Source organism: Pseudomonas sp. P39-UII1 (assembly GCF_039672635.1).
Taxonomy (GTDB): Bacteria; Pseudomonadota; Gammaproteobacteria; order Pseudomonadales; family Pseudomonadaceae; genus Aquipseudomonas.
Map to the genome: position 1 here is coordinate 518,825 of NZ_JBDFPP010000001.1, position 20,265 is coordinate 539,089.

The 20,265-nt window shown below is 61.5% G+C and carries 22 protein-coding genes and 1 tRNA gene; 6 read left to right on the top strand and 17 right to left on the bottom strand.

All coding sequences use genetic code 11. The annotated features are described in order from the left end of the window. Position 1 precedes the first annotated feature (1 nt). Both tgt and queA read right to left on the bottom strand, forming a co-directional pair. On the bottom strand, positions 2–1,117 hold the full coding sequence (gene tgt, locus ABEH27_RS02470) for a tRNA guanosine(34) transglycosylase Tgt (protein ID WP_346612071.1): 1,116 nt from the start codon (positions 1,115–1,117) through the stop codon (positions 2–4). Between the two features lie 14 nt (positions 1,118–1,131). Then, a complete protein-coding gene (queA, locus tag ABEH27_RS02475) occupies positions 1,132–2,181 on the bottom strand; it encodes a tRNA preQ1(34) S-adenosylmethionine ribosyltransferase-isomerase QueA (RefSeq protein ID WP_346612033.1) in 1,050 nt (349 codons plus the stop codon). A gap of 108 nt (positions 2,182–2,289) precedes the next feature. Between queA and ABEH27_RS02480 the strand changes: the two genes are divergently transcribed. Continuing rightward, positions 2,290–2,374 (top strand) — tRNA-Leu (locus tag ABEH27_RS02480). 169 nt (positions 2,375–2,543) lie between these two features. Next, positions 2,544–3,608: a hypothetical protein gene (locus tag ABEH27_RS02485; RefSeq protein ID WP_346612034.1), complete on the top strand. Its 1,065-nt coding sequence runs from the start codon at positions 2,544–2,546 to the stop codon at positions 3,606–3,608. 2 nt (positions 3,609–3,610) lie between these two features. Here the strand turns inward: ABEH27_RS02485 and ABEH27_RS02490 are convergent, their stop codons facing one another. Further along, positions 3,611–3,718, bottom strand: a complete 108-nt coding sequence (locus tag ABEH27_RS02490) for a winged helix-turn-helix domain-containing protein (RefSeq protein WP_346612035.1) — start codon at positions 3,716–3,718, stop codon at positions 3,611–3,613. 304 nt (positions 3,719–4,022) lie between these two features. Between ABEH27_RS02490 and ABEH27_RS02495 the strand changes: the two genes are divergently transcribed. After that, positions 4,023–4,670, top strand: coding sequence for a trypsin-like peptidase domain-containing protein (locus tag ABEH27_RS02495; protein ID WP_346612072.1), 648 nt, complete (start codon positions 4,023–4,025; stop codon positions 4,668–4,670). Between the two features lie 199 nt (positions 4,671–4,869). After that, entirely contained in the window at positions 4,870–5,802 is a 933-nt protein-coding gene (locus tag ABEH27_RS02500) for a bestrophin family ion channel (protein ID WP_346612036.1), read from the top strand. On the opposite strand, the gene phnE is transcribed toward ABEH27_RS02500, so the two are convergent. Genes phnE through ABEH27_RS02520 form a run of 4 tightly spaced genes read right to left on the bottom strand, consistent with a single transcriptional unit; the run spans position 5,765 to position 8,995 of the window. Next, positions 5,765–6,532, bottom strand: a complete 768-nt coding sequence (gene phnE / locus ABEH27_RS02505; RefSeq protein WP_346612037.1) for a phosphonate ABC transporter, permease protein PhnE — start codon at positions 6,530–6,532, stop codon at positions 5,765–5,767. The two genes, ABEH27_RS02500 and phnE, sit on opposite strands and share 38 nt — an antisense overlap. Beyond that, positions 6,529–7,356, bottom strand: a complete 828-nt coding sequence (locus ABEH27_RS02510; protein WP_346612038.1) for an ABC transporter permease — start codon at positions 7,354–7,356, stop codon at positions 6,529–6,531. Before ABEH27_RS02510 ends, phnE begins: the two co-directional genes overlap by 4 nt. Then, on the bottom strand, positions 7,350–8,144 hold the full coding sequence (locus ABEH27_RS02515; protein WP_346612039.1) for an ATP-binding cassette domain-containing protein: 795 nt from the start codon (positions 8,142–8,144) through the stop codon (positions 7,350–7,352). Before ABEH27_RS02515 ends, ABEH27_RS02510 begins: the two co-directional genes overlap by 7 nt. Next, positions 8,141–8,995 (bottom strand): putative selenate ABC transporter substrate-binding protein, encoded by an 855-nt coding sequence (locus ABEH27_RS02520; protein ID WP_346612040.1) that lies wholly within the window; start codon positions 8,993–8,995, stop codon positions 8,141–8,143. Before ABEH27_RS02520 ends, ABEH27_RS02515 begins: the two co-directional genes overlap by 4 nt. Positions 8,996–9,124: 129 nt before the next feature. Here ABEH27_RS02520 and selD point away from each other — a divergent pair, with 129 nt between their 5' ends. Both selD and mnmH read left to right on the top strand, forming a co-directional pair. Beyond that, entirely contained in the window at positions 9,125–10,159 is a 1,035-nt protein-coding gene (gene selD / locus ABEH27_RS02525; protein WP_346612042.1) for a selenide, water dikinase SelD, read from the top strand. Further along, on the top strand, positions 10,159–11,277 hold the full coding sequence (mnmH, locus tag ABEH27_RS02530) for a tRNA 2-selenouridine(34) synthase MnmH (protein WP_346612043.1): 1,119 nt from the start codon (positions 10,159–10,161) through the stop codon (positions 11,275–11,277). The genes selD and mnmH overlap by 1 nt, the downstream gene beginning before the upstream one ends. Before the next feature lie 99 nt (positions 11,278–11,376). Here mnmH and ABEH27_RS02535 read toward each other — a convergent pair whose 3' ends face one another. From ABEH27_RS02535 to cyoA, 10 genes are all read right to left on the bottom strand, one after another. Further along, positions 11,377–11,763, bottom strand: a complete 387-nt coding sequence (locus ABEH27_RS02535) for a lysozyme inhibitor LprI family protein (protein ID WP_346612044.1) — start codon at positions 11,761–11,763, stop codon at positions 11,377–11,379. 20 nt (positions 11,764–11,783) lie between these two features. Further along, complete coding sequence (locus ABEH27_RS02540) at positions 11,784–12,323, bottom strand: hypothetical protein (RefSeq protein ID WP_346612046.1); 540 nt, start codon at positions 12,321–12,323, stop codon at positions 11,784–11,786. After that, positions 12,320–12,883, bottom strand: a complete 564-nt coding sequence (locus ABEH27_RS02545) for a GNAT family N-acetyltransferase (RefSeq protein ID WP_258655312.1) — start codon at positions 12,881–12,883, stop codon at positions 12,320–12,322. Before ABEH27_RS02545 ends, ABEH27_RS02540 begins: the two co-directional genes overlap by 4 nt. Positions 12,884–13,163: 280 nt before the next feature. Further along, positions 13,164–13,547 carry a YkgJ family cysteine cluster protein gene (locus ABEH27_RS02550; RefSeq protein ID WP_012316177.1) on the bottom strand — a complete coding sequence of 128 codons (384 nt, stop codon included), beginning with the start codon at positions 13,545–13,547 and terminating at the stop codon, positions 13,164–13,166. Positions 13,548–13,697: 150 nt separating this feature from the next. Next, positions 13,698–14,906 (bottom strand): alanine transaminase, encoded by a 1,209-nt coding sequence (alaC, locus tag ABEH27_RS02555; RefSeq protein WP_346612047.1) that lies wholly within the window; start codon positions 14,904–14,906, stop codon positions 13,698–13,700. A gap of 235 nt (positions 14,907–15,141) precedes the next feature. Continuing rightward, positions 15,142–16,029 carry a heme o synthase gene (cyoE, locus tag ABEH27_RS02560; RefSeq protein ID WP_346612048.1) on the bottom strand — a complete coding sequence of 296 codons (888 nt, stop codon included), beginning with the start codon at positions 16,027–16,029 and terminating at the stop codon, positions 15,142–15,144. Between the two features lie 11 nt (positions 16,030–16,040). Beyond that, the gene (gene cyoD / locus ABEH27_RS02565) at positions 16,041–16,373 is read right to left on the bottom strand and encodes a cytochrome o ubiquinol oxidase subunit IV (RefSeq protein ID WP_346612049.1); all 333 of its coding nucleotides are present in this window, start codon (positions 16,371–16,373) and stop codon (positions 16,041–16,043) included. Further along, positions 16,373–16,996: a cytochrome o ubiquinol oxidase subunit III gene (gene cyoC, locus ABEH27_RS02570; RefSeq protein ID WP_346612050.1), complete on the bottom strand. Its 624-nt coding sequence runs from the start codon at positions 16,994–16,996 to the stop codon at positions 16,373–16,375. The genes cyoD and cyoC overlap by 1 nt, the downstream gene beginning before the upstream one ends. Positions 16,997–16,999: 3 nt before the next feature. Further along, the gene (cyoB, locus tag ABEH27_RS02575; protein ID WP_346612051.1) at positions 17,000–19,018 is read right to left on the bottom strand and encodes a cytochrome o ubiquinol oxidase subunit I; all 2,019 of its coding nucleotides are present in this window, start codon (positions 19,016–19,018) and stop codon (positions 17,000–17,002) included. A gap of 3 nt (positions 19,019–19,021) precedes the next feature. Next, a complete protein-coding gene (cyoA, locus tag ABEH27_RS02580; RefSeq protein WP_346612052.1) occupies positions 19,022–19,966 on the bottom strand; it encodes a ubiquinol oxidase subunit II in 945 nt (314 codons plus the stop codon). Between the last annotated feature and the right edge of the window lie 299 nt (positions 19,967–20,265).

Consider the following 20,265-nt stretch of genomic DNA (forward strand, 5'->3'; position numbering starts at 1 on the left):
GTCAGTCCAAAGGCGGCACAGGCAGCCCGCGCTTGGCATAGAAGGCGTCGACAAAGGCGGCCAATTTACCCTGTTGAATAGCCTCGCGTAAACCGGCCATCAAGCGCTGGTAATGGCGCAAGTTGTGGATGGTATTCAGCATGCTGCTCAGCATTTCGCCGCACTTGTCCAGGTGATGCAGATAGGCGCGGGAGAAGTTGCTGCAGGTGTAGCAGTCACAGGTCGGATCCAGCGGCGAATCATCGTGGCGATGGAACGCATTGCGGATCTTGATCACGCCTGTATCGACGAACAGATGGCCGTTGCGCGCGTTACGCGTCGGCATCACGCAGTCGAACATGTCAACGCCGCGGCGCACACCCTCAACGAGATCTTCCGGTTTGCCTACCCCCATAAGGTAACGAGGTTTGTCAGCAGGCATCAGCGCTGGCAGGTAATCCAGCACCTTGATCATTTCATGCTTGGGCTCGCCCACCGACAGGCCGCCGATGGCCAGGCCGTCGAAGTCGATGTTGACCAGTGCTTCCAGCGAGCGCTTGCGCAGGTCTTCGTACATCCCACCCTGCACGATACCGAACAGCGCCGCCGTGTTGTCAGCGTGGGCGTTCTTGGAGCGCTGGGCCCAGCGCAGCGACAGCTCCATGGAGGTGCGCGCCACATCGTGCTCGGCCGGGTACGGGGTGCACTCGTCGAAGATCATCACGATGTCCGAACCCAGGTCGCGCTGCACCTGCATGGACTCTTCCGGGCCCATGAACACCTTGGAGCCGTCGACCGGCGAGGCGAAGGTCACGCCCTCCTCCTTGATTTTGCGCATGGCGCCCAGGCTGAACACCTGGAAACCACCGGAATCGGTGAGGATAGGGCCTTTCCATTGCATGAAATCGTGCAAGCCGTTGTGCTTCTTGACCACTTCGGTACCTGGGCGCAGCCACAGGTGGAAGGTGTTGCCGAGGATGATCTCGGCACCGGTGGCCTCGATGTCACGCGGCAGCATGCCCTTGACCGTGCCATAGGTGCCCACCGGCATGAACGCCGGGGTCTCGACCGTGCCACGAGGGAAGGTCAGGCGGCCACGACGGGCTTTACCGTCGGTGGCCAGCAGTTCGAAGGACATACGACAGGTGCGACTCATGCTTGATCCTCTGGGCCGCGTGGCGCCGGATTGCGGGTGATGAACATGGCATCACCGTAACTGAAGAAGCGGTAACCGTGTTCGACCGCTGCCGCGTAGGCAGCCATGGTTTCGGGGTAACCGGCGAACGCCGAGACCAGCATCAACAGCGTGGACTCCGGCAGGTGGAAGTTGGTGACCAGGGCATCGACCACGTGGAACGGCCGGCCCGGGTAGATGAAGATATCAGTGTCGCCGCTGAAGGCCTTGAGCACGCCATCGCGCGCCGCGCTTTCCAGCGAACGCACGCTGGTGGTGCCGACCGCGATCACCCGGCCACCGCGAGCGCGGCAGGCTTCGATGGCATCGACCACATCCTGGCTCACTTCGAGCCACTCTTTATGCATGTGGTGGTCTTCGATCTTGTCGACCCGCACCGGCTGGAAGGTACCCGCACCGACGTGCAGGGTAACGAAGGCGCGTTCCACGCCCTTGGCTGCGATCTGTTCCAGCAGCGCTTCGTCGAAGTGCAGCCCCGCCGTTGGCGCGGCCACGGCGCCAGCGCGTTCGGCGTAGACGGTCTGGTAGCGCTCACGGTCGGCGCCCTCGTCCGGGCGGTCGATGTACGGCGGCAACGGCATGTGCCCGACGCGTTCAAGCAGTGGCAGCACCTCTTCGGTGAAGCGCAGTTCGAACAGCGTTTCGTGGCGCGCGACCATTTCGGCCTCGCCACCGCCGTCGATGAGGATCACCGCGCCTTCCTTGGGCGCCTTGCTGGCACGCACATGGGCCAGCACGCGGTGGCTGTCGAGCACGCGCTCGACCAGCACTTCCAGCTTGCCACCGGAGGCTTTCTGGCCAAACAACCGCGCCGGGATCACCCGGGTGTTGTTGAACACCATCAGGTCGCCGGGGCGCAAGTAGTCGAGCAGGTCGGTAAACCGCTTGTGCGCCAGCGCCCCGCTCGGCCCATCGAGGACCAGCAGACGGCTGCCATGGCGCTCGGCCAAAGGGTGGCGAGCGATCAGGGAATCGGGGAGTTCGAAGGAAAAATCGGCGACGCGCATGATGATGTTCGGGTTCGGCAGGGCCGGGAAGTTTAGCCCAATGTGTGAAAATTGACCATGAAAGCCGATTGACCGACCTCCAGCACCTCTCTATACTGCGCGCCACACGCCCTGATGGCGGAATTGGTAGACGCGGCGGATTCAAAATCCGTTTTCGAAAGGAGTGGGAGTTCGAGTCTCCCTCGGGGCACCAAAATCCGGAAAAAACCGACCTTATGGTCGGTTTTTTTGTGCCTGCAGTATGACCAAGCGGCCGCTCGCCCGACGCTAGGGCCCCACTGCCCCTAGGCAAGATTGCCAACTCGCTCCTGCCCCCCACCGCCCTAACCTGGCTCCTCCCCTCTTGATCAAGGAGCCACGACATGAAAAAGAGCCTGCCATTTGCCTTGGCCGCTACCCTCTCAACCCTGGCCTGCCCCCTGGCCGCTGCATCGTCATCCGTTCACGCCAGCACCGTTCATCACTACACAGGTAAATGCCTCGACGCGGCGCATCACGCTGCCCTGGACGTGAACTGTGAGGTGTCCGCCGTTACCAGAGTCGGTGAACAGCTGTTTTTTGCCAATGACAAACCCATCAAGGGGAACGACACATCCTCGGTTTTCTCCATTGGCCTGAAAGCGCCTGAGGGCCTGGCCCGCTTGCCTTTCAAATTCGACCACCTCGAATACGCACGCGGCCCATTGATCGAAGCGGCACAGAAGCTCGAAGGCCTGACGACAATCACACTCGAAGATACGCACTACGTGATCGCAAGCAGTGCCTTCACTCGGGCGGAAAACCCTGCGTTCAACAAGATCCTGTACTGGCCCGTGGATAGGCCGGCTGACGCCAGGCAGCTTGGCGAAGTGGCGGCCATGCGCAAGCAGATCAGCACTATCGTGCGCGAGCCCTTCTTCCAGGTCGAAGGCGCAGCCATGGGCCCTGACGGCTCGCTCCTCCTCGGTATTCGCCAGCAGGGCCGCGACTACACGACGGCGTACCCAGTGTTCACCATCGTGCAAGCCCCAATCCGCTTGCAAGCGGGTGAATTGGTGATTGCTGGCGATTTCAGACTGGCCTACCAGTTCACCCCGCGCGTACAGGGCGATGACCGACCACTGGGCCTTTCCAGCCTGGAATACGACCCCTTCAACGAGCGCCTGCTGGCAACCACCAGCTACGAGCAGGGTGACAGGATTGGTGGCTATTTGTGGACGTTGCCGATGTCACTACTTGAGCCGGGCGGGCCCGGTACTGCACAGCTGGTACTAAGCCAGGACGGCACGCCCTTGTGGTTCGATAACAAACCGGAAGGTGTTGTGGCGTTGGATGCCAGACACGTGTTGGTGGTTCATGATGACGACCGCGTTCAGGTCGCAGACTCCGCGCATGGCAAGGCCAAGAAGCCCAATGAATTCGCCTATAGCGTGATTGAATTGCCGTGAAGTCAACGCACCACTGTGGACCAGCTCGCATTGACGCGCTCGGCGATGTCGCGTGACCCGAGGCTCTGATTGTCCTGCAGAACTCTCAGAATTTTATTTGGCAATGTCATGGCGTCTCCGGATATAGCTCAATGCAGCTCAATGCAGCTCAATGCAGCTCAATGAGCCGAACCTAGGCGCCCCATCACTGCAAGCACTTCATAACCCGCCAATTTGACGCCAGCCCAACGACCACGGGCGCTCCAGCCATGCCTGGAATCTATTGGCCATCATCTGGCCCCCTACCTAAGATGTCATTCATCAGATATATGCAGAAAGTATTGCCAGCGTGATGGCTCTTAGCCATATTTGCGCTCCCATTTTTTAACCCATGTGCAAATCATGAAGACAACTGTGCCCTGTCTGGCGGCAATGATGCTGCTGAGTGGGTGCAATGGAATGCCAACGTCGTACGTTTCAAACCCCGTCTACGATCAAGCGTTCGTAGTCACCTCGGGCGCACCGCTGCCCATGCTGCTGATGGCTACTGCCATTCAGTGGAACGAAGACTACGCCGTGACCGCCAAACACACCCCCTTCCTGCGCAATGTGGTCCACGAGGGCCTTGGTGACGTGGTGTTCTTCAAGCACAAGGCCACCCAGGTGCCGCTCTGGCGCCAGTACGTGCCTGGCGAGTCGGTGACGGCGGTCGGGTTCAACAGCCTGATGATGCCGGTGCAGGGCAAGGGCCACACACTGCAGTCGCTGGTGCGGTTGGAAGGCACGCCGGGCAGCGTGTTCTATTCGGTGCACGATGGCCCTATGGTCAAGGGCATGTCGGGTGGCCCGGTGTTTGCCGACGACGGCAGGGTGGTCGGGATCAACGTCGCGTTTATCGCCAAGGAAGGGATCGATGCGCGCAATCGGCCGGACCTGGCGGACAAGGCGCGGGTCAGCGTGTTCATGTCGTTCAGTGAAATCGACAAGGAATGGCGCCGGTTCCAGTACCTGGCTCACAAAACCAAGCCCAATGCCGTGCCTGCTGCGGTGAAGGGCTATGTGGCGGTGGTTGCCAAGCCTTGAATCCGGGTGGGTCAGGGGGTGCAATGCCGCTGCTGGCATGTGATGTTGCCCTAGGGCTCTTCGCGGTAACGCCCGCGAAGAGCCGCGTGCCATTGAGCTAATCACACACTTCCAGTTACACCCTACGACGAACAGCACAGAACCTTGCCAGCCCCTCAGCGTCCGATCCTTCATGCCCACCCTTTCGAGGTACCCCCGCGTGAAAGAGATCATCGCCCGCAAGTACCGCCTGGTGGTGAAAACCTTCGGCTACATCGGCTGGTCCCTGTTCTGGCTGCTGATCTGGGATGTACTGGTCACCATCGATTTCATGCTGTTCTTCAACAGCAAATTCACCCTGCCCCTCATGCCACTGACATTGCTGGGTTCGGCATTGGTGGTGCTGGTGAGCTTTCGCAACAGCAGCGCCTACAACCGTTGGTGGGAGGCCCGCACGTTATGGGGCGCGCTGGTGAACAGTTCGCGCAGCTTTGCCCGGCAGACGCTGACACTGATCGACGACCCGGCTGACGGGCTGAACCCGACCAAAGCCACCTTGCTGCGCCGCCATATTGCTTACGTGAACTGCCTGGCAGCGCACCTGAAGGGCGAAAAATGCCCGGATGAACTCATGGCATTCATCCCGCCGGGGGAGTTCGAGCGGCGTAATCGGTCGAACAACTTCGCCAACGATATCCTCAGCGGCTCCGCGGCCCTGCTGGCGCGAGAATACAAGGCCGGCCGGCTCGACAGCATTCGCCTGGCGCGGCTGGAGTCGACGCTGGTGGACCTGTCCAATGCCCAGGGCGGCATGGAGCGTATCGCCAACACGCCACTGCCCTACCCTTACGTGTACTTTCCGCGGCTTTTCATCTCGTTGTTCTGCCTGATCGTACCGATCGGGCTGGTGGAGTCGCTGGGTTGGTTTACCCCGCTGGCGTCGACCGTGGTGGGGTTCATGCTGCTGGCCATCGAGCGCATCGGCACCGACCTGCAGAGCCCGTTCCGCTTCAGTGAGCACCAGATCCAGATGGACACGATTTGCGAGACCATCGAGCGCAACCTGGAGTCGATGCAGCGCGAAGCGCAATGTGGGGAGTTGATGGCAGACGCTGTCATGCCCGCACATAGCGCTGGCGCATCAGGTCACTGAACCCATCCACCAGCAGTACCAGCACCAGCATCGCAATGATCACGGTGCTGGCCTGCGCCTCCTGGAACAGGCTCAGCGTGGTGTAGAGCATCTGCCCCAGGCCACCGGCCCCTACAAAGCCAAGCACACTGGCCATGCGGATGTTGTTTTCCCAGCGGTACAGGCTGTAGGCCAACAACTGCGGCCACAGGTTGGGCAAGGTGCCGAAACAGAACGCAGCGACCTGCCCGCCGCCCTGCAGGCGGATAGCGGCAGCCGGCTCTGCCGGTGCGTTCTCCAACGCTTCGGCGAACAACCGCCCCAACACCCCAGACGTGTGCAATGCCAGCGCAAGCGTCCCGGCATTCGGCCCTAGCCCCGCCGCCAGCACCGTCAGCGCAGCCCAGACCAACTCAGGGATGGCGCGCAATGCATTGAGCAGCAGGCGCGCTGCTGACTGCAGCGGCCAGCCGAATCGCCCCGCTGCAGGCAATGCCAGGAGCAGGCCCAGGGCCATGGCCAGCAACGTGCCCAAGCCCGACATTGCCAGGGTCTCCAGGGCACCGTGCGCAACTGCCTGCAAGTGCTCGGCAGACAAGTCAGGGTGCAAAAAACGCCCTGCATACGCCCCCATCTGCCCCAGCCCGCCATTACCTGTCAGCGCCTTCAGGTCCAGTTCCAGATAGCTGAACGCGGCGAACACCGCTGCGACAATCGCGCCAACTACGAGAAAGTTGAGCACTCGGTTCATGCCAGCCTCCCCCGCAGAAAGCGGCTGAGCAGGTCAGCCAACAGCACCAGGCCGAAGAAGGCCAGCAGGATACTCGCCACCTCGCCTCCCGCGAACATGCGCATGGACAAGTCGATCTGCTGCCCGAGGCCGCCGGCCCCGACGAACCCCATCACCACTGAAGCGCGGATCGCGCACTCCCACCGGTACACGGTGTACGACACCACCTCCGCCAAGGCGCTTGGCAGGATGCCGTAAAAAAATGCCGTCAGCCGCCCGCTGCCCGCTTGCAGCAAGGCATGCGCCGGGCGCTGGTCGACCGATTCGAAGATTTCCGCATAGACCTTGCCGAGCATGCCGCTGTAGGTAATGGCAATGGCCAGCACCCCAGCGGTCGGCCCCAGGCCCACAGCCCGTACGAACAGCAATGCCCATACGATCTCCGGCACGCTGCGCAGGAAGATCAGCAGGCCGCGAACCGGCATACGCAGCAGCCGCGACAACACACCGGCACGGCCACCGCGCGAGGCGGCTCGCAACGACAAAGCGCGGCTAGCCAACAAGCTTGTAGGAATGGCCAACAGCAACGCAAAGGCCATGCCGGCAGTGGCCACGGCCAAGGTCTGCAGCGTGGCCTCGTAGAGCAGCTTGAGGAATTCGGCATCATGCGCCGGTGGCCAGAAGGCGCTGGTGAAAGCGGCAATCTGTTGGCGGTTTTCCGCCTGCAGCAGTACGCCGGGGTTCAGCTCGCTCAACCGTACCCCAGGCCATACCACGGCCAGGGCAAGCAGGGTTAGCATCAGCCGCGTGAATGCGGCCGGGTCGCGGGTGTGCGCTTTCAACATCTGGGGATCTGCACGGCCAGGGTCGGCCCTTGCGCCGGTTGCGAAGCAAACTGCTCGTTGGCGTACAAAGCGTCCAGCATCGGGTCTGTCACAGCGTCGGCCGGGCAGTCGAACACCACCTGCCCCTCACGAATACCGATTACCCGCGGAAAATGCGCCAAGGCCAGCTCAACCGCATGCAGGCTGGCCACAAGGGTGACGCCATCGGCTTGGGCATGGCGGTTGAGCAAAGCCAGGCTGTGGTCGGCCAGCACCGGGTCCATGGCCGACACCGGCTCGTCAGCCAGCAGTAACTCGGGGCGCTGGTATAACACTCGGGCGATACCGACCCGCTGCAACTGGCCGCCGGACAGTTGCCCGCACTGCACGAACAGCTTTTCCGCCAGCCCCAGCTCGGCCAACACCTGCCGTGCGCCTGGCACATCGGTGGGATACACCAGGTTGAACAACCCCTGCAACGTGCCCCACTGCCCCAGGCGGCCCGCCAGCACCGCTGTCACCACCCGCTGGCGAGGCGGCAAGGGCGGCGCCTGATGAACCAGCCCGATCCGCGCGCGCAAGCGCTGGCGTGCCCTGGCAGACAGCGCCCAGGGCTGCTCGCCGAACAGCACCAGGCGCCCGGCGCTGGGCTGCACGGCCGTGGCCATCAGGTGCAACAGGCTGGATTTGCCGGCCCCGGAAGGGCCGATGATCGCCACCCGCTCACCCTTGGTTATACGCAAGGATACGGACTCCAGCGCGCGCACCTGGCCATGGCGCAGGCCGGCGTTGTGCAGGTCGATAGTCACTTGAGCAGGCCGGCCTCACGTGCCGCCTGCTCGGTGCCCTGGTAATTCTCAGGCTTGGTCTCGATGAAGCGGCTGGCGGCCTGCAGGTCGAGAATCGCTTTATGGTCGGGCTTGGCGGGGTCCAGATCGAGGAAGGCTTGCTTGATCTTCTCCTTCAGGGCCGGCTCCATGTTGCCGCGCACGGTCCAGTTGTAGTCGTAATATTCCGGCGTGGTGGCAAACACCTTGACCTTGCCGGTATCGACCTTGCCGGCATCGACCAGCTTCTGCCACACGCTGGCGTTGAGCACGCCACCGTCGACCTTGCCAGCCTGCACCCAGGCCACAGTGGCGTCGTGGGCACCGGAATAGGCCACGCGGCTGAAATAGCTCTCAGGCTTGATGTTGTCTTCCTTGAGCATGAAATAGCGCGGCATCAGGCTGCCCGAGGTAGACGAGATGGAGCCGAAGGCAAACGATTTGCCCTTGAGGTCGGCCAGGCTCTTCACATCGGGGTTGGCGGTGATGAACTTGGAGGTGAACTTGGCATCCTGTTCACGCTGCACCAGAGGCGTGGCTTTCGGGTCTTTCAAATGCACCTGGACGAAGGTGAACCCGCCCAGCCAGGCCATGTCCAGGCGGTCACTGGCCAAGGACTCGACCACCGCCGGGTAATCGGCAACCGGCACGAACTTAACCTCCATGCCCAGCTGCTGCGACAGGTACTTGCCCAGCGGCTCGAACTTGCGCAGCAACTCGGTCGGCGCTTCGTCGGGGATGGCACTGACCCGCAGGGTTTCAGCGGCCTGGGCGACAACGGCACAGCAGGACAGGACCAGGCCGGCGGCGAGCGCCATTGGGCGTTTGAGCATGGGAAGACTCCGGTTCAATAGCGGGGGGAATGGGCGACGATCCGCGCCGCGCGTGGAAAGTATAAGGGCGCATGGCACAAAGGCCAGCTTTGCTACAATCGCGCAACAATTTGATTCCCTGAGGTGCGTATGAGCGAGCCGATTCGCCTGACCCAGTACAGCCACGGTGCTGGCTGTGGCTGCAAGATCTCCCCCAAGGTACTGGATGTGATCCTGGCCGAAAGCGGCGCGCAAGCCCTGGACCCCAAGCTGTGGGTCGGCAACGCATCGCGCGACGACGCTGCCGTCTACGCCCTGGACGACGAGCGCGGCGTGGTCTCCACCACCGACTTTTTCATGCCGATCGTCGATGACCCCTACGATTTCGGGCGCATCGCCGCCACCAACGCCATCAGCGACATCTACGCCATGGGCGGCGACCCGCTGATGGCCATCGCCATCCTCGGTTGGCCGGTCAACGTGCTGCCACCGGAGGTCGCCCGCGAAGTGATCCGCGGTGGGCGCGCCGTGTGCGCCGAAGCCGGCATCCCGCTGGCGGGTGGTCACTCCATCGACGCCCCAGAGCCGATCTTCGGCCTGGCCGTCACCGGCGTGGTCAGCAAACGCCATCTCAAGCGCAATGACACCGCCACCGCAGGCTGCCGCCTGTACCTGACCAAACCCTTGGGTATCGGCATTCTTACTACCGCCGAGAAAAAGGCCAAACTGCGCGAGCAGGACCAAGGCCTGGCCCGTGACTGGATGTGCACTCTCAACACCCCCGGCAGCCGGTTCGGCAAGCTCGATGGGGTCAAGGCCATGACCGACGTGACCGGCTTCGGCCTGCTTGGCCACCTGGTCGAACTGGCCGAAGGCAGCGGCCTGACCGCACACCTGGACTATGCCGCCGTTCCTCGCCTGGCCAGCGTCGAGCACTACTTGGCGCAGGGTTGCATCCCCGGTGGCACCCTGCGCAACTTCGAAAGCTACGGGCACAAGATCGGCCCGCTCAGCGATGATCAGAAGCACCTGCTGTGCGATCCGCAGACCAGCGGTGGCTTGCTGGTGGCCGTCAGCGCCGAAGGTGAGGAGGAATTCCTCGCCGTGGCTGCCGAGCTGGGCCTCACGCTCTCGCCGATCGGCACATTGGCCGAGCGACAGCGCCACGCAGTCGAGGTGAGCTGATGCGCCCCGATTGCACCGATTTCCGCCAGCTGTTCCTCGACGACGCGCCCATGATGGACATGCGCGCGCCCATCGAATTTGCCAAGGGCGCCTTCCCCGGCGTGGTCAATCTGCCGTTGATGACTGACCAGGAGCGGCAAAAAGTCGGCACCTGCTACAAGCAGCAAGGCCAGGCCGCAGCCATCACCCTCGGCCACCAACTGGTCAGCGGTACCACCAAGCGTGAGCGCCTGCACGCCTGGGCCAGCTTCGCCCGGGCCAACCCCAACGGCTACCTTTACTGCTTTCGCGGTGGCTTGCGTTCACTGATCGTCCAGCAGTGGCTGCGCGATGAGGCCGGTATCGATTACCCGCGAATCAGCGGCGGTTACAAGGCGCTGCGCACCTTCCTGCTGGAAACCACCGAACAGGCTGTCGAACAGTGCGACTTCGTCCTGCTGGGCGGCCTGACCGGCACGGGCAAGACCGATGTGCTGCACCAGCTGAACAACGTGCTCGACCTTGAAGGCCAAGCCAACCACCGCGGCTCCAGTTTCGGCAAGCGCGCCACCGCGCAGCCGGCGCAGATCGACTTCGAGAACAAGCTCGCCATCGATGTACTGAAGAAACGTGCCCGTGGCATCGAGCAGTTCGTGCTGGAAGATGAAGGCCGCATCGTTGGCAGCTGCACGGTGCCATTGGCGTTGTACCAAGGCATGCAGCAGTACCCGATGGTATGGCTGGAGGACAGCTTCGAGAACCGTGTGGAACGCATCCTGCGCGACTACGTAATCAACCTGTGCGCCGAGTTCGTCACGCTGCACGGTGAGCAGCTCGGCCATCGGCTATTCGCCGAGCGCATGCTGCAGAGCATGGCCAATATTCAGAAGCGCCTGGGTGGCGAGCGGTTCCAGCGCCTGTCCCAGATTCTGCGCCAGGCACTGGACGAGCAGCAGCAGTGCGGTGCAATAGACCTGCACCGCGGGTGGATCGAGGGTTTGTTGAAGGAATATTACGACCCGATGTATGCCTACCAGCGTGACGCCAAGGCTGACCGGATCGAGTTTGCCGGGGATGCGCTGGAGGTGCGCGAGTACCTCAAGGCCCGGGCGCTGCGCGGTGCTCACATGAATAAATAGGGCCGCTTAGCGCCCCATCGCCGACAAGCCAGCGCCTACAGGTACTGCGCCAACCGTCATAGGAGCGGGTTACCCGCGAAAAGGCCCGCCCAGGCAACATCACTGCCCTGGGCTGAGCACCCGCTCCAGCTCCGCCGCCCGCTCACGTGTCATGTCCATCATGCACATGGCACCTTCAAGCTGGGCCATCGTCCCGCCACTCGCCTGCACGTGGAATTTGCAGTTACCATCGCGGTAAGCGATCCACTGCCGCTGTACGTCGCGCAGGCTTTTGCGCGGCGCTGCTTCGAGCTTGGCGAGCAGTTGCTTGTAGACCCTGTTCAATTGCGCATCCTGCAGCTGGGTCTCGGCCTGAATGCAGCCGCTCATCGCAACCGTGCTGGATGCGTTGTCCATGCACTGGGTATAGGTGGGCGAGTTATCCCCAGCCATCGCCATCGGCGTACCCAACGCCAGGGCCAGGCCCATCAGGTACTGCTTGTTCATCGCAACCCTCCTGGTGAACTTCAAAACGCTTGCGGCTGCTCTGGCGGCATCAGCACCTTGCCCGGCTCGAAACGCAGCGACGGCATTTGTGTGGCGGCATACACAGCCAGCGCAAGGGCTGCTATCAGCGCCACGTCGAGCCAACGCCAAGCTGGCATGTCCTGGGCGTTGCGCGCCTTGCAAACATGCCACGCCTGCCCCGCACAAAACACCACAATAGACGCAAACCACAGATAGAAACCGGCACCAAAGCCTGTGCGATCCTGGAAGTCGTAGCTGATGTTGTCCGGCAGACGTTCAATGCCGAAGCTGCTGGCCGCCAGGTACAGCGCACCCAAGCCAGCCACCAGCGCCAAGCGCCGGAAGCGTCGATGGGCCAGGATCGCCACCGCCAGCAACGGGTTGGCAAACCACTGAAACAAGCCGAATGGAATGCCCCACGGCCCGTATAGCAGCATCTGCAGGGCCGGCATGTGCCTGCCGGCGGTCATCAACGCGCCATCGAAACATAAGCCGAGCAGATACAGGGCGAGGCTGAAGGTGAGGTAGAAAGCCGTCATGCAACCGGTGGCTCGAGCAGCAACCCGTATATACCAGAATCGGACAGCTCACCCGCCACGCACCAGCGCGCCCGCAGCGTGCCTTCAAGCACAAAGCCTTGGCGTTCAAGGGTACGCGCCGAACCTTGGTTGCGTGGGTCGATTTCACCTTCCAGGCGGCGCATGTGCAGGGTGTGGGCGAGGTAGTCGATGAAGCATGTCAGCGCCTCGTCCATGTAACCCCTGCCCTGCACGGCACTGGCCAGGCAGTAGCCGATTTCGCCCCTGCGGGACACATCGTCGATGTTGAACAGCTGGACCATGCCGATCAGGTCGCCGTTGTCACGGCGGTACATGCCCAGCTTGAGCTGATCACCATTGGCATAGGCTTCGCGGTCAGCGGCCAGGGCGCTTTCGGCCTCGGCCAGGTCTTGCCAAGGGGCGTGGTGCCAGTAACGCATGACCTCGGGGTCGGCCATGATCGTCAGCCATTGTTCGGCATCGGCATGGCGCATCGGCCGCAACTGCAGGCGCGGGCTGTCGAGGCAGAGGTCGCTGGGGAAACTGCGGGGTGGGGTCACGCCGGATCTCCTGTCCATTGCTGGGGAGGTGGCAGTGTAACGTTATGTAGGTCGCCGGGGCAGGTCTTGAGTTATAGGGTGTATTTGAGATCGAGCGCCGCCCGCGCGGCGCATCGCGAAGCGCTTGCCTTGGGATCTTCAGCGCCCTTTAGATCGAGCGCTGCAACTCTCGCGACGAACACCCTTCAGGCCCCTTGGGCTTCGGTGTTCAGGTAGAGCTGGAGGTGCCTGAAAGGGGCTGCCTGAACTGGCGATAGGGCAAGCGCAGCCGCAAAAGCCATCAGGCAACCTCGGCCCCATCATCCGGCCAATGCGGCTCATTGGCCCCCGGCGGGGTCAGCGGTGGCAGGCCATAGGCCGCGCGGGCATCGTCGCAGCTGGGGTTGTGCACACCCCCCTCCCACGACGCTTCGAACTCGCGGCAGGGGCTTGAGCGGTTGGCGTAGATGGTGCACGCCACCTCGGTGCCGATCTCGCCCTTGAGGCTGACACAGCGGCAGGGCTTGGCATCGGTGCCGATCATGGCTACCCGAGTGGGGTTGATCTGCACCACCAGGTCGTCAGGCACAACGCCCCCGGCAGACTGGCATTCGCCCCAGAAGAAGGACACACGGAAATACCCGCAGCAGGCGCCGCAGTCAAGGCAAGGGTTATATTCGGACATGATGGCACGGAGGGAAGGTTATTGTTATCGGGGCAGGCCCGCGGCGCCATTTGTAATCGAAGCGAGGTCGGCTGAGAAGAGGGGCAGCGAAAAATAGTTCGCCGTCGATCCGGCAAGCAACAGGGGCCGTGTGACGGCCCCTGTTCAGCGCTATTTGCGGCTCAGGCCATCGGCCCGGAACATCTGCCGGATGCCGCGGATTGCCTGGCGAATCCGATCCTGGTTTTCGATCAGGGCAAAGCGCACGTGGTCGTCGCCGTAATCACCGAAACCGACCCCAGGCGAAACACAGACCTTGGCTTCGGCCAGCAGCTTCTTGGCGAACTCCAACGACCCCAGGTGGGCGTACTGCTCAGGGATCTTCGCCCACACGTACATCGACGCCTTGGGGTTCTCGACCATCCAGCCCAGTTCGTGCAGCCCTTTCACCAGCAGGTTGCGGCGCTGGCGATACTGCTCGGCAATGTCCCGTACGCACTGCTGGTCGCCTTCCAGCGCGGCAATGGCCGCCACTTGTAGCGGTGTGAAGGTGCCGTAGTCGTGGTAGCTCTTGATCCGCGCCAGGGCGCTGACCAGCTCGGGGTTACCGACCATGAAGCCGATCCGCCAGCCCGCCATGTTGTAGCTCTTGGACAGGGTGAAGAACTCCACCGCAATGTCCTTGGCCCCTGGTACCTGCATGATCGACGGGGCTTTCCAGCCGTCATAGACGATGTCGGCGTAGGCCAGGTCATGCACCACCAGCACGTCGTACTGCTTGGCCAAGGCCACCACACGCTCGAAGAAGTCCAGTTCCACGCATTGCGCGGTCGGGTTGGACGGGAAGCCGAGGATCATCATCTTCGGCTTGGGGATCGACTCGCGAATGGCCCGCTCGAGTTCGTTGAAGAAGTCGACACCCGGCACCAGTGGCACCGAGCGCACCTGGGCACCGGCGATGACCGCGCCATAGATGTGGATCGGGTAGCTCGGGTTGGGCACCAGCACCGTGTCACCCTGATCGAGCGTGGCCAGCATCAGGTGAGCCAGGCCTTCCTTGGAGCCGATGGTGACGATGGCTTCGCTTTCCGGGTCGATGTCGACCTCGTAGCGTTCCTTGTACCAATTCGAAATGGCCCGGCGCAGGCGCGGGATGCCGCGGGACGTGGAGTAGCCATGGGTGTCTTCACGCTGAGCGACCTGCACCAGCTTTTCGACGATGTGCGGCGGCGTGGCACCGTCTGGGTTGCCCATGCTCAGGTCGATGATGTCCTCGCCACGGCGGCGGGCGGCCATCTTGAGCTCGGCGGTGATGTTGAAGACGTAAGGGGGAAGACGATCGATGCGCGCGAAGCGGCGCGGCGAACCTGGGTTGGCCATGGTTTCCTCGGCAAGACGTAAGCGCCCGGAACCGTCCGAGCGACGCTGGCCGCTGCGGCGGCCGAGTCAGACAATAATGCCGCACAAGATATCTTGTAAAGGAAAATATCCCGTTTTATGTCAGGTTTTCAGGGCCTTATTTCGAATCCTTTCAGTTAACAGGACTGACGGTAATTACAGCCCATAAAAAAACCCCGGCACAAAGGCCGGGGTTTTTCTGTAACAGGCAGCTGTATCAGCGCGCGTAGGTCATCAGCACGTCCGCGGCAGTCTGGCTATCCACCGACATCATCACGCTCAGGGCAGTAACGGTGAGGATGGAGAAGCCGAATACCTTGCGGGCCCACTTGCTGTCGTCCTCGGCCTTGTAGCCACCCCACGCCATGTACAGCCAGTACAGGCCCATGGCAGCTGCCACGGCCAGGTAGCCGAGGCCGGCGTAACCGCCGAGGGTAAGCATCAGGGTGGCGAGCACGAAGGCCAGCACGTACAGCACGATCTGCTTCTTCGCCGCGAGGATGCCGCGTGCCACCGGCAGGACCGGAATGTTGGCAGCGCTGTAATCCTTGAAGCGGAAGATGGCGATCGCAAAGCTGTGCGGCATCTGCCACAGGCTGAACATCACCAGCAGGGTCACTGCAGCCAGGTCGAAGCTGTTGCTCACGGCGCAGTAGCCGATCACCGGAGGCATGGCACCGGACAGGCTGCCAACCAAGGTGCCGTGCACCGATTTGCGCTTCAGCCAGAGGCTGTAGAAACCGACGTAGACGACGAACCCGATGAGCGCGCAGAACGCCGACAGCGGGTTGGCCTGGACATACAGCAGGCTGAAGCCGGCCACCCCGAGGAGGGTGGCGTAGATCAGCGCGAGGGGCAGCGACATGCCGCCCTGGACCATGACGCGGTTCTTGGTACGTTCCATCTTGATGTCGATGTCACGGTCGATGCAGTTGTTGAACACGCAACCAGACGCGACTACCAGGGAAGTACCGATCACCACCGCCAGGAACAGGGCGAAGTCTACATGGCCCTTCGAGGCAAGGAAGAAACCGCCTGCCACGGAAAGCACGTTACCGAAAATGATCCCCGGTTTGGTGATTTGGATAAAGTGCTTAACGGACATGCAGTCTTACCTCACTTGGCCATCATTTCGAAGTGGATGCTGAACATGATCCACAGCGACAGGCCGACCAGCAGTGCAATCACCATAGCGGTGAACAGGAACGTCGACACGTTGGAACGCTGCTCTTTCGAGCGGTCCATGTGCAGGAAGTACACGAGGTGCACTACCACCTGGATGACGGCCATGGCCACCACGACCAGGACGGTCAGGTTCTTCGGCAGGCTTGGGAACATCACCAGGCCGAACGGGATCGCGGTCAGGATGATCGACAGGATAAAGCCGACCATGTAGGACTTGACGCTACCGTGGTTACCTTCGTGATGAGTGTCGTGTGCGTTAGCCATTACAGAACCCCCAGCAGGTAAACGACGGTGAATACGCAGATCCAGACCACGTCCAGGAAGTGCCAGAACAGGCTCAGGCAGCTCATGCGGGTCTTGGCGGTCGGCGTGATGCCGTGCTTGCTGATCTGGTACATCATGATTGCCATCCAGATCAGGCCGGCGGTCACGTGCAGGCCGTGGGTACCTACCAGGGCGAAGAAGCCCGACAGGAAGCCACTGCGCTGCGGGCCGAAGCCCTCAGCGATCAGGTGATGGAATTCGTAGATTTCCATCGCGATGAAGCCAGCACCGAACAGGAAGGTCACTGCCAACCAGCCCAGCACGCCTGCCTTGTTGCCGGCGAACATCTTCAGCATGGCGAAGCCGAAGGTGATCGAGGACAGCAGGAGGAACGCGGTTTCAACCAGCACGAAGTCGAGCTGGAAGATGTCATGACCCGACGGGCCGCCGGCAAAACTGCCGGACAGCACCGCGTAGGTGGCGAAGAGCGACGCAAACAGGATGCAGTCGGTCATCAGGTACAGCCAGAAACCCAGTACGGTCATCTGGCCCGAGTCGTGGTGGTGGTCGTCATGCCCATGGTCGTGACCATGAGCACCGCCGTGTATTACTTGACTGGACATTGATTACACCCGCTCAAACGATTCGACACGTGCGCCGGCAGGCAGAGCACCTGCTTTGGCCAGCGCTTGCATGCGCTCGCCTTCGATGCGCGCCACTTCTTCGGCCGGAACCATGTAGCCCTGGTCGTCACGTGCGGCGTGGCGAACGAAGACAGCGATGGTTGCAACCAGGCTTGCGCCAACCAGCCACCAGATGTGCCAGATGAAGGCAAAGCCGAAGACGGTCAGGAGCAGACCCATGAACAAACCGGTAGCGGTGTTGCTCGGCATGTGGATGGCGTCGAACTTGGTTGCCGGCTTGTAAGCAGCACCGGTTTCCTTGGTTTCATGCCATGCATCCAGACCAACCTGCTCAGGCATGTGGGCGAAGTTGTAGAACGGAGGTGGCGACGAAGTCGACCATTCCAGAGTACGACCGCCCCATGGGTCGCCGGTCACGTCCAGGTTCTGGTTGCGGTCGCGGACCGAAACGAAGATCTGGATCAGCTGGCAAGCGATACCGAACAGGATCAGTACGGCGCCGACGACGGCTACGTACAGGTAGGGTTCCCACAGTGGGTTATCGGAGTGGTTCAGACGACGGGTCATGCCCATGAAGCCCAGGGCGTACAGCGGCATGAACGCAACGTAGAAGCCCGAGATCCAGAACCAGAAGGCAGCTTTGCCCCACTTCTCGTTCAGGGTGAAACCGAAGGCTTTCGGGAACCAGTAGGCGAAGCCGGCGATGTAGCCGAATACCGCACCACCGATGATCACGTTGTGGAAGTGAGCAATTACGAACAGGCTGTTGTGCAGGACGAAGTCAGCACCTGGTACAGCCAGCAGAACGCCGGTCATGCCACCGATCGAGAAGGTGATCATGAAGCCCAGGGTCCACAGCATCGGTGCGGTGAAACGCACACGGCCCTGGTACATGGTGAACAGCCAGTTGAACAGCTTCACACCCGTCGGGATGGAGATCAGCATCGTCGCCAGGCCGAAGAAGGTGTTGACGCTGGCGCCGGCACCCATGGTGAAGAAGTGGTGCAGCCATACCGCGAAGCCCAGGATGGCGATTGCGCCCGATGCGTAGATCATCGAGTGGTGGCCAAACAGACGCTTGCCGGAGAAGGTCGAAGTCACTTCCGAGAACACGCCGAAGGCCGGCAGGATCAGGATGTAAACCTCAGGGTGACCCCACGCCCAGAACAGGTTGACGTACATCATCGGGTTCCCACCAAGCTCGTTGGTGAAAATGTGGAAGTCCAGATAACGGTCAACAGTCAGCAGAGCGAGTGCAGCGGTCAGGATCGGGAAGGAAGCAACGATCAGTACGTTGGCCCAGGTGCAGGTCCAGGTGAAGATCGGCATGTCCATCAGTTTCATGCCAGGTGCGCGCATCTTCATCACGGTGACGAGGAAGTTCACACCGGTAAGCGTCGTACCCAAGCCGGATAGCTGTAGCGCCCAGATGTAGTAGTCGACACCCACCCCAGGGCTGTACTGAATACCCGCGAGCGGCGGATAGGCAACCCAACCGGTCTTGGCGAATTCGCCGACGCCCAGGGAGATGTTGACCAGCAGCACGCCTGCCAGCAGCAGGTAGAAGCTCAGGGAGTTCAGGAACGGGAAGGCAACGTCACGCGCACCGATCTGCAGAGGAACCGCAAGGTTCATCAGGCCGGTGAAGAACGGCATCGCCATGAAGATGATCATGATCACACCGTGAGCGGTGAAGATCTGGTCATAGTGTTCAGGCGGCAGATAGCCTTCGGAGCCGCCGGTAGCAGCAGCCAGCTGTGTACGCATCATGATGGCGTCGGCAAAGCCGCGCAGCAGCATGATCATCGCGACGATGATGTACATCACCCCGATTTTCTTGTGGTCGACAGTCGTCAGCCACTCGGTCCACAAGTAGGTCCACTTGCGGAAATAGGTGATAAGGCCGACGACAGCGATACCGCCGAGCGCGATCATGGCAAGCGTCACCATGACTATCGGCTCGTGATAGGGTATCGCCTCCAGGCTTAATTTACCGAACATCTCTTACTCCTCTGCACCGGCAGCTGGTTGCGTACTCGATTCCACACCCGTGGTGGTGGCCAGATCTTTGCTGCCTGCTTCTTCGTGGACCGGCTTGCCGCGGTTCATGCCTTCGTACTTGTCGACGATGGTCTGGAACAGCTCCGCTGGCGCCTCGCTGTACAGCGCGACTGGGTTGTATTCGCTAGGCTTGGCCAGTGCTTCGTACTCGGCCTTGCCCAGTTTCAGAGGCGACTGCTTCACTTCGGCGACCCACTTGTCGAAGTCTTCCTGAGAGGTTGCAGTAGCCTTGAATTTCATGCCGGTGAAGCCAGCGCCGCTGTAGTTGGCGCTGATACCGTCGAACTCGCCGTTTTCGTTGGCGATCAGGTGCAGCTTGGTGGTCATGCCGGCCATGGCGTAGATCTGGCCGCCCAGGCCCGGGATGAAGAACGAGTTCATCACGGCGTCGGAAGTGACGCGGAAGTTGACCGGGGTGTTAGCCGGGAAGTTGATCTTGTTGACCGTCGCGATGCCCTGCTCCGGGTAGATGAACAGCCACTTCCAGTCCAGTGCGACCACGTCGATCTGGATCGGCTTGACGTCGGAGTCCAGCGGACGGTACGGGTCCAGCTTGTGGGTGGACTTGTAGGTGACATAACCCAGGGCAATGATGATCAGGATCGGGATGATCCACACCGCAGCCTCGATCTTGGTCGAATGCGACCAGTCAGGCGTGTAGGTGGCCGCCTTGTTGGAAGCACGGTACTTCCAGGCGAACGCCACGGTCATGATGATGACCGGGATCACCACCAGCAGCATCAGGCCGGTAGCGATGAGGATGAGGTTCTTTTGCTCAATGCCGACCTGACCCTTCGGGTCGAGCAGGGTCCAGTTGCACCCACTGAGTAAAAGCATGCCTAAAAAGGGCAATATGCCAAACAGTCTGGGGTAACGCTTTTTACTCATCTCACGACCTCTAGATCAGCTTGCTTCAATGCAATTTGTGTTTTGGTAGCCAGCACTTCGTCCTGCCAAGTGAGGCATTTCGCGCCCGTACTCGCTCCTGCCTGGGGTCCGACTGCAGGACCTTGGCTCAAGCGTGTTAGCGGTGCTTATGGTTTCGTAGGCAACAGGCCTGTACTTCAGACCAAGTCCATTTGGTGCGGGAAAACGCGGAGGGGTATCCGCCCGGTATCGCCGCTGGGCGAAACTTGACGAAGTCAGCAAAAGAAAGCGCTGGGGCTTCCTTCAATCCTGCGACTCGC